We start from the raw sequence: 7853 nt of genomic DNA, 5'->3' as shown, positions 1-7853 counted from the left end.
ACTGGGGATCCCTCAGCCCTTTGGGAGAAGGTTGGGGTGAGGGCATCAGCCCGCACTAAATCTACTTCTCTTCCACCGCCGGCACATCCGGCCACGCGTGGACCACGGCTTTAATCAGCGTCGCCAGCGGAATGGCGAAGAACACGCCCCAGAATCCCCACAGCCCGCCGAAAATCACCACTGACAGGATAATCACCAGCGGATGCAGGTTAACTGCTTCTGAGAACAGCACCGGTACCAGCAGGTTCCCGTCCAGTCCCTGAATAATCAGGTATACGGCGAAACAGCTCCAGAACTCCGTACCCAGACCAAACTGGAACAGCGCCACACCGACTACCGGAATGGTCACCACAAACGCGCCGATATACGGGATCAGAACCGAGAATCCGACCAGCACCGCCAGCAGCAGCGAGTAGTTCAGCCCGAAAATCACGAAGCCAATCCAGGTCGCCACGCCCACCACAATCATCTCCAGCACTTTGCCGCGAATGTAGTTGGTGATTTGCTGGTTCATCTCCTGCCAGACCTGTCCTGCGAGACCGCGATTGCGCGGCAGCACGCGGCGCACCGCATTCAGCATCTGCTCTTTATCTTTGACCAGGAAAAACACCATTAGCGGCACGAGAACAAGGTAAACCGCCAGCGTCAGCAACCCCACCAGCGAGGCCAGAGAGTATTTCACCACCGAGTCACCCATGGTCATGATGCGGGCGCGCATGTTTTCGGCCATCGCATCGATGATCCCGGCGTCCATCAGCGCAGGATAGCGGCGCGGCAGCGTGGCGGCAAAATCAGACAGTTTATTCAGCATGCCGGGCATGTCGCGGATCAGGTAGATCCCCTGTTGCCAGGCGATGGGCATCACCACGAAGGACATCAGCAGCAGAATGCCGACAAACAGCACCAGGACAATGCTGGTCGCCCAGCGACGGGAACAGCCGATATGTTCCAGACGCGCGGTGGGCCACTCCAGCAGATACGCCAGCACAATTGCCACCAGAAGCGGTGCCAACAGGCCACTAAAGAAGAACAGGATACCGAATCCGGCAACCAGAATGACCAGCAAAGCAATGGCTTCCGGATCGCTAAACCGACGCCGATACCACTGCATTAACATTTCGAGCATACAACCCTTCCCTGAATCGAATGGCAGGAGTGAGACGGTGAATTGTATCTAACTGTCACAAAAAAGACTTTCCTTTTTGTTTCACTGTCAGGTTTCGCAAAACCCTGATGAATGGGATTTTCTTCATCTCTTAACACGGCTACACTCGCAGAGCAGCGGAGATGAACGTTATGCGGGTTCATCGGTCAAATTAGCACATCCAACATACAGGACAGTTGTTATGTTCAGGCAGTTGAGAAAAACACTGGTTGCGACACTGATTGCCGCCGTGACGGTGGGTCAGGTGTTGCCCGCTTTCGCTGACTCGTCCGATTCATTGCCGGACATGGGCACCACGGCAGGAAGCACGCTCTCCATCGGGCAGGAGATGCAGATGGGTGATTATTACGTACGCCAGCTGCGCGGCAGTGCTCCGCTGATTAACGACCCTTTGCTGGTGCAGTACATCAACGGTCTGGGGATGCGACTGGTGGCGCACGCAGACTCGGTAAAAACGCCCTTCCACTTCTATTTAATCAATAACGACGAAATCAACGCCTTCGCCTTCTTTGGCGGGAACGTGGTGCTGCATTCGGCGTTGTTCCGTTATTCCGATAACGAAAGCCAGCTGGCGTCCGTCATGGCGCACGAAATTTCGCACGTCACCCAGCGCCATCTGGCGCGTGCGATGGAAGATCAGAAGCGTAACGCCCCTCTGACCTGGGTGGGCGCGCTGGGCTCTATTCTGCTGGCGATGGCCAGCCCGCAGGCCGGGATGGCGGCGCTTACCGGGACGCTGGCGGGGACGCGTCAGGGGATGATCAGCTTTACCCAGCAGAACGAGCAGGAAGCAGACCGCATCGGCATTCAGGTTTTACAGCGTTCCGGCTTTGACCCGCAGGCCATGCCGAGCTTCCTGGAAAAACTGCTCGACCAGGCACGCTACTCGTCGCGCCCGCCTGAAATTCTGTTGACCCACCCGCTGCCGGAAAGTCGTCTCTCGGATGCGCGTAACCGTGCTAACCAGATGCGTCCGGTCGTCGTGCAGTCCTCGCAGGATTTCTACATGGCCAAAGTGAGAACGCTTGGCATGTACAACTCCGGACGTAATCAGCTCACCAGCGATCTGCTGGACGCGCTGGCGAAAGGCAACGTGCGCGAGAAGAACGCCGCGCAGTATGGTCAGGCACTCCAGGCGATGGAAGCAAGCAAGTACGATGAAGCGCGTAAAGCGCTACAGCCGCTGCTGGCGTCGGCGCCTGACAATCCGTGGTATCTCGACCTCGCAACCGATATCGATTTAGGACAGAAAAAAGCGACCGATGCGATCAACCGTCTGAAAGGGGCGAAAGACATTCGCAACAATCCGGTATTGCAGCTAAACCTGGCGAACGCCTACTTACAGGGCGGCCAGCCCGGCGAGGCGGTGACCATTCTGAACCGCTATACCTTTAACAATAAAGATGACCAGAACGGCTGGGAGCTGCTCGCCCAGGCCCAGGGGCAACTGGGTAATCGCGATCAGGAGCTGGCCGCGCGTGCGGAAGGTCTGGCGCTGGCGGGGCGCCTCGATCAGGCCATATCCCTGCTAAGCAGCGCCAGCTCACAGGTGAAGCTCGGTAGCCTGCAACAGGCCCGCTACGATGCGCGAATCGACCAGCTGCGTGGCCTGCAACAACGCTTTAAGCCGTACGAGAAGATGTAATAAAGGAGAAGTCATGACAGTCGCGGTAAAAATTTACCATAACCCTCGCTGCTCCAAGAGCCGCGAGACTCTGAATTTGCTGAAGTCTAACGACATCGATCCGGAAGTGGTGTTGTATCTGGAGACGCCCCCGGACGCGCAGACGATCCGCCAGCTGCTGAAGATGCTGAACATGGGCAGCGCACGCGAGCTGATGCGTCAGAAAGAAGATCTGTATAAATCGCTCAATCTGAACGATACCAGTCTCACTGAAGATCGGCTGATTCAGGCGATGGTCGACAATCCAAAGCTGATTGAGCGCCCGATTGTCGTGGCGAACGGCAAGGCGCGTATCGGCCGTCCGCCGGAAGACGTACTCGGGATCCTCTAATCGTTACGCCGCAGCGCTTCCAGAAACGCCTGCGGCGTACTCTCCCCCAGCTTTTTCTGCGCTTTTCCCCGGTTGAAAAATTCACACAACTGGATCAACAGTTCTCCCGCCGGTTCACTATTCACGCGCGGAATGATCTCACGTAACGGCACGGTGACCTGAAGGGCAAGATAATACTGTGAATGCACTTTTACGGTGACGTTATGCTCCGGCAAGTTCACTGCCAGCCCAAAAGTCTCAATAGATTGAATATCAGCCGGACATGCAGCCAGCACCTCGTTCGTCCAGCGGGTCAGCAACTGCGGCGAGACACCGGCATAAAGCCGGGCGTAGCACCAGCCGCTGACGGGTTCACGCGCCCAGAGCAGGTGTTGCTCCCCACCGTCGTCCATATGCAGCGATAGCGGCTGATGATGCAGAAGTAGCTTCTGCGGCATGATACCGGCCTTCAGTGCCTTTTTGCCCTGCAACGACGCCCCCTTTTGTCTTACCGAAGCCGGTTTGAGGTAGCGGTTCAGGGTCGCGCGGGAAACGGCGATCCCGAGTCCGTCATTCACCAGCAGCAGCAGTTCATCCAGCGGTGCCCCAGTGATATCCCGCAGGGCATTTATCAGTGCCGCCTGCTCTTGTCTCAATGCTTTGTGTATCACTTTTGGCGTTGTGTGGTTATCCGAAACCTGGTCGCGGTTGCGCCAGCGCCTGACGGTGGTGACCGAGATCCCCAGTTCAACAGCTAGCTCTCTGTCGCTTTTATTCGACTGCTGAAGATAGCGACGGATACGCGGTGTGGTGGTGGCGTTAGCATGCAGTTTGATTTCCATCGCGTCTCTCTCCGCAACTAATCTTATGAGATTTATAGTAGAACAGCGAATGCTTTGTGACCGATTTCACCTTTCGCTCGCCGCGCTTCACTGATAATCCACAGACATAACATAAACAACACCTCTCAATCTTGTACGGAGTTCACAATGAACAATGTTCTGGGATTTCTTGAAGCAAAACTGATGCCGCTGGCGGCGAAAACGGCCCAGCAGCGTCATCTTGGGGCCATTCGTGGGGCCTACGTTTCATTCATGCCGTTTATCATCGTCGGCTCCATCCTGCTGGTGATCTCCTCCTTCCCGAATCAGGCCTATCAGCAGTTTATGTCTCAGGCCTTTGGTGAGAGCTGGAGTGCGATTATAGAGATTCCATTCAACGCGGTATTCTCAACCATGTCGCTGTTTATCAGCTTCCTGGTGGCCTACCGCCTGGCTGAGCACTATGGCGAGGACCGCATCTCCTGCGGCATCCTGGCGCTGGTCGCCTTCCTGATCCTGACGCCCTTTATCAAAGTGGCGGAAAACGGCGGCATTACCGTGATGCCGGTGGAGTGGATTGGCAGCAAAGGGTTGTTTGTGGCGATGATCGGTTCCCTGCTGTGGACGGAACTGTTCTGCTGGCTGAAGCGCAAAAAGCTGGTCATTAAAATGCCGGACGGCGTACCTCCGGCGGTGCAGGAGTCGTTCGCGGCGCTGATCCCGGCCCTGCTGGTGATGATTCTGGTGCTTATTATCCGCATCATATTTGAAAACACCCACTACCACACCATCCACCAGTTTATTTATGAAGTGGTTGCCACCCCGGTGCGCCACTACGGCACCTCTTATTTCGGTGCGCTGATGACCGTATTCAGTATCACCATTCTGTGGTCAGTGGGCATTAACTCCGGTTCGATGATCAACGGCATTATTCGCCCGCTGTGGATGGAAAACCAGACCGACAACATCGCCGCGATCCAGGCGGGAACGACGCCGCCGCACATCATCACCGAACAGTTTTTTGACATGATCTGGATGGGCGGCGCGGGCGCCACGCTGTCGCTGGTGATAGCGATGCTGATTTTCGCCCGCAGCAAAAACATGCGAGAGGTGGCGCGCCTCGGTGCGGGTGCCTCGGTGTTTAACATCAACGAACCGATCCTGTTTGGCCTGCCGGTGATCATGAACCCGATCATGCTCATCCCGTTTAATCTGGTGCCGCTGGTGCTGGTCACCGTGCAGTATACGGCGATGAAAATTGGCGCGGTCGCCGTCACCACCGGGGTGTTTATTCCCTGGACCCTGCCGCCGGTTATCAGCGGCTTTATCGTCACCGGGCACCTGAGCGGCAGCGTGATGCAGCTGATCAACCTGCTGATTGGCGCCATGCTGTACCTGCCTTTTATGCGTATCCTGGATAAACAGTACCGCGCCGCGGAGCTGACTACCGCTACGCAACCCGACACCACCCTTGCAAAACAGGAGTAAAGCATGTGGGGAATTATCGCAACCTGGCGAATGGCACTTGAAGGGGTAACGGAATCCGCGTCTGCCCTGGCGGCGGGAAAACCGGTCGCTTCGGCGGTGGTCGATGCCGTCGCTGCCGTGGAAGACTTTCCGCTGTATAAATCCGTCGGCTACGGTGGCCTGCCGACCGAGAACGGCGAGGTGGAGCTGGACGCGGCCTATATGGACGGCGACACGCTGGCGTTCGGCGCCGTGGGGAATCTGGTGGATATCGCCAACCCGGTGCGCGTGGCGCACGCGCTCAGCCGTCAACGCTATAACAGCCTGCTGGTCGGCCAGGGCGCGCGCGAATGGGCGCTGTGCCAGGGCTTTGCCGACAAAACCATGCTCACGGATCGCGCCATGCAGCACTACCGCAAGCGCTGCCGCGAAACGCTGGATAAGGGGTTAAGCCCCTACGACGGACATGACACCGTCGGCATCATTGGCCTTGATAAACAGGGTTCGATGAGCGTCGCCACCTCCACCAGTGGCCTGTTTATGAAAAAACGTGGTCGCCTCGGTGACTCACCCATCATCGGCTCCGGCTTTTACTGCGACAGCGAAACCGGCGCGGCCACCGCCACAGGCGTCGGTGAAGACCTGATGAAGGGCTGTACCAGCTACGAAATCGTTCGCCGGATGGCGCAAGGGATGACGCCGCAGCAGGCGGCGGATTCAGTCGTATTCGAACTGGAAGACAAGCTGATGTCGCGCTTCGGTCGCGCGGGCGATCTCTCCGTGGTGTGCATGAACAGCAAAGGAGAATTTGGCGCCGCGACCAACATAAAAACCTTCTCGTTCGTGGTAGCGACGGCTCGCCAGCCCCTCACCGTTTTTCGTACTGAACGCCTGCGGGAGAAAACGCACTATCACGCGGTAGATGAGGAGTGGATGCAGGCCTATGCCACACGGATCCGCGCGCCGATTGAGGAATCATGATGATCACGTACCAGTTTATCAACGCGCTTTCAGACGCGAAGCCGAACAACCATTTGATTGCGCGCGCTGACAGTTCCCTGTTACCGGATAGCGCTCTTGTCGCTGAAATGCGCCAGCAGAGCACCGTCGCGGACGCGCGCTTTGGCTGCGCGCCGTTTGCGCGCATTACTCTGTTGCCGGACACGATCTGGCATGACGCCCTGACCGAAGGGTTGCTCACCGCCCTGCGACCGCTGCTTACCGCCCCCGCCAGCGCCGAACTCGTGCTGGACGTGACGGATATCGACGATGTGGTGCTGGCGCAGGTGCTGCGTTTTCTCTTTAATCAGGCGCACAGGCTCAGTGACCTGAAGCTGAAGAAGACGAACGAAGCGGTGCGTCTTACCTGCATCACTGCCCTCTGCCTGCCGGAACAGCAGGCGAAGCTGGAGACGACCTTCCGCCAGCAGCAGGCCATTGCGCTCGGCATGATCGCGGCGCGACGTCTGGCGGATATGCCGTCCGACCGCTGCACGCCGCAGTTTGTGGTGGAAGAGGCGCAAAAACTGTGTGCCGCCAGCCCTGCCCTGCGCTGCGAGGTGCTGAACGAAAAAGATATTGCTGAGCAGGGTCTTGGACTGCTGCACGCCGTTGGCAAAGGGGCGACCTGCCCGCCGCGTCTGCTGGCTATTCATTATGATGGTGCCAACGACGGCCCGATGCGCTGCTACGTGGGAAAAGGCATTACCTTTGACACCGGCGGCCTGTGGCTGAAGGAAGGCGCGGGCATGTACACCATGAAATATGACATGTGCGGCGCGGCCAACGTACTGGGGCTGATGCTGACCGTTGCGGAGCTGAAATTACCCGTGCGCATCATGGGCGTGCTGGCGCTGGCGGAAAACGCCATCGGCCCCGACGCCATGCAGCCCGGCACGGTGGCAACAGCCTGTAACGGAACCACCGTTGAAATCAATAATACCGATGCCGAGGGCCGGCTGGTGCTGGCTGACGCCATTGCCTGGGCCAGCCAGCGGTACCCGCAGGCCCGCTACATCATTGATATGGCGACTTTGACGGGCGCAATGGTGAAAGCGCTGGGGTATGAGCTGAGCGGGCTGATGACCCAGGATGAACCGCTGCGCGCCGCGTTGACGCAGGCAGGTAAACGGAGCGGTGACGAGGTGTGGTCTCTGCCGCTGGACGCACGGCTGAAAAAGCAGACCGACAGCGCGATTGCCGATCTGTGCAATACGCCGACTAACAATGCGGCGATAAGCGCCTCGGCGGCGTGGCTGCTGCATCACTTCTGTCCGCCGGCGATCCCATGGGCACATCTGGATATCAGCGGGACGGCGCTGTGGCGTGAGAACGGCAGAAGCGTGGCGTCGGGAAGACCGATTCCGCTGCTGGTTGAGCACCTGATGGGGGATCTTTAGCCCGGTG

7 protein-coding genes are annotated in these 7853 nt (G+C 58.0%); 5 read left to right on the top strand and 2 right to left on the bottom strand.

Features of this window, described 5'->3' with window-relative positions:
• Window positions 1-61: 61 nt before the first annotated feature.
• Entirely contained in the window at window positions 62-1126 is a 1065-nt protein-coding gene (locus INF86_RS14270) for an AI-2E family transporter (protein WP_003860546.1), read from the bottom strand.
• A gap of 220 nt (window positions 1127-1346) precedes the next feature.
• Between INF86_RS14270 and bepA the strand changes: the two genes are divergently transcribed.
• Together bepA and arsC are read left to right on the top strand one after the other, a co-directional pair.
• Window positions 1347-2810 (top strand): beta-barrel assembly-enhancing protease, encoded by a 1464-nt coding sequence (gene bepA / locus INF86_RS14265; protein ID WP_003860547.1) that lies wholly within the window; start codon window positions 1347-1349, stop codon window positions 2808-2810.
• A 13-nt stretch (window positions 2811-2823) separates the two neighbouring features.
• A complete protein-coding gene (arsC, locus tag INF86_RS14260) occupies window positions 2824-3180 on the top strand; it encodes an arsenate reductase (glutaredoxin) (RefSeq protein ID WP_193543638.1) in 357 nt (118 codons plus the stop codon).
• Here the strand turns inward: arsC and INF86_RS14255 are convergent.
• Entirely contained in the window at window positions 3177-4001 is an 825-nt protein-coding gene (locus INF86_RS14255; RefSeq protein ID WP_193543637.1) for a helix-turn-helix transcriptional regulator, read from the bottom strand. The genes arsC and INF86_RS14255 overlap by 4 nt on opposite strands.
• Before the next feature lie 147 nt (window positions 4002-4148).
• Here INF86_RS14255 and celB point away from each other — a divergent pair, with 147 nt between their 5' ends.
• The 3 genes from celB to INF86_RS14240 are packed head-to-tail and all read left to right on the top strand — an operon-like array spanning window position 4149 to window position 7846.
• A complete protein-coding gene (gene celB, locus INF86_RS14250) occupies window positions 4149-5468 on the top strand; it encodes a PTS cellobiose transporter subunit IIC (protein WP_048966874.1) in 1320 nt (439 codons plus the stop codon).
• A 3-nt stretch (window positions 5469-5471) separates the two neighbouring features.
• Window positions 5472-6428, top strand: coding sequence for a N(4)-(beta-N-acetylglucosaminyl)-L-asparaginase (locus tag INF86_RS14245; protein ID WP_193543636.1), 957 nt, complete (start codon window positions 5472-5474; stop codon window positions 6426-6428).
• Entirely contained in the window at window positions 6428-7846 is a 1419-nt protein-coding gene (locus INF86_RS14240) for a M17 family metallopeptidase (RefSeq protein ID WP_193543639.1), read from the top strand. The genes INF86_RS14245 and INF86_RS14240 overlap by 1 nt, the downstream gene beginning before the upstream one ends.
• Window positions 7847-7853: the final 7 nt, after the last annotated feature.

This window comes from Enterobacter cloacae complex sp. I1M (genome assembly GCF_014982425.1).
Taxonomy (GTDB): domain Bacteria; phylum Pseudomonadota; class Gammaproteobacteria; order Enterobacterales; family Enterobacteriaceae; genus Enterobacter; species Enterobacter intestinihominis.
Note: the sequence above shows the minus strand (reverse complement) of the source record. Positions and strands in the feature narration are given on the sequence as shown.

Bases quoted from the DNA above. Each gene is read 5' to 3' on its own strand.
- celB (WP_048966874.1), top strand. From the start codon at position 4,149: ATGAACAATGTTCTGGGATTTCTTGAAGCAAAACTGATGCCGCTGGCG.
- INF86_RS14270 (WP_003860546.1), bottom strand. From the start codon at position 1,126: ATGCTCGAAATGTTAATGCAGTGGTATCGGCGTCGGTTTAGCGATCCG.
- arsC (WP_193543638.1), top strand. From the start codon at position 2,824: ATGACAGTCGCGGTAAAAATTTACCATAACCCTCGCTGCTCCAAGAGC.
- INF86_RS14245 (WP_193543636.1), top strand. From the start codon at position 5,472: ATGTGGGGAATTATCGCAACCTGGCGAATGGCACTTGAAGGGGTAACG.
- INF86_RS14240 (WP_193543639.1), top strand. From the start codon at position 6,428: ATGATCACGTACCAGTTTATCAACGCGCTTTCAGACGCGAAGCCGAAC.
- INF86_RS14255 (WP_193543637.1), bottom strand. From the start codon at position 4,001: ATGGAAATCAAACTGCATGCTAACGCCACCACCACACCGCGTATCCGT.
- bepA (WP_003860547.1), top strand. From the start codon at position 1,347: ATGTTCAGGCAGTTGAGAAAAACACTGGTTGCGACACTGATTGCCGCC.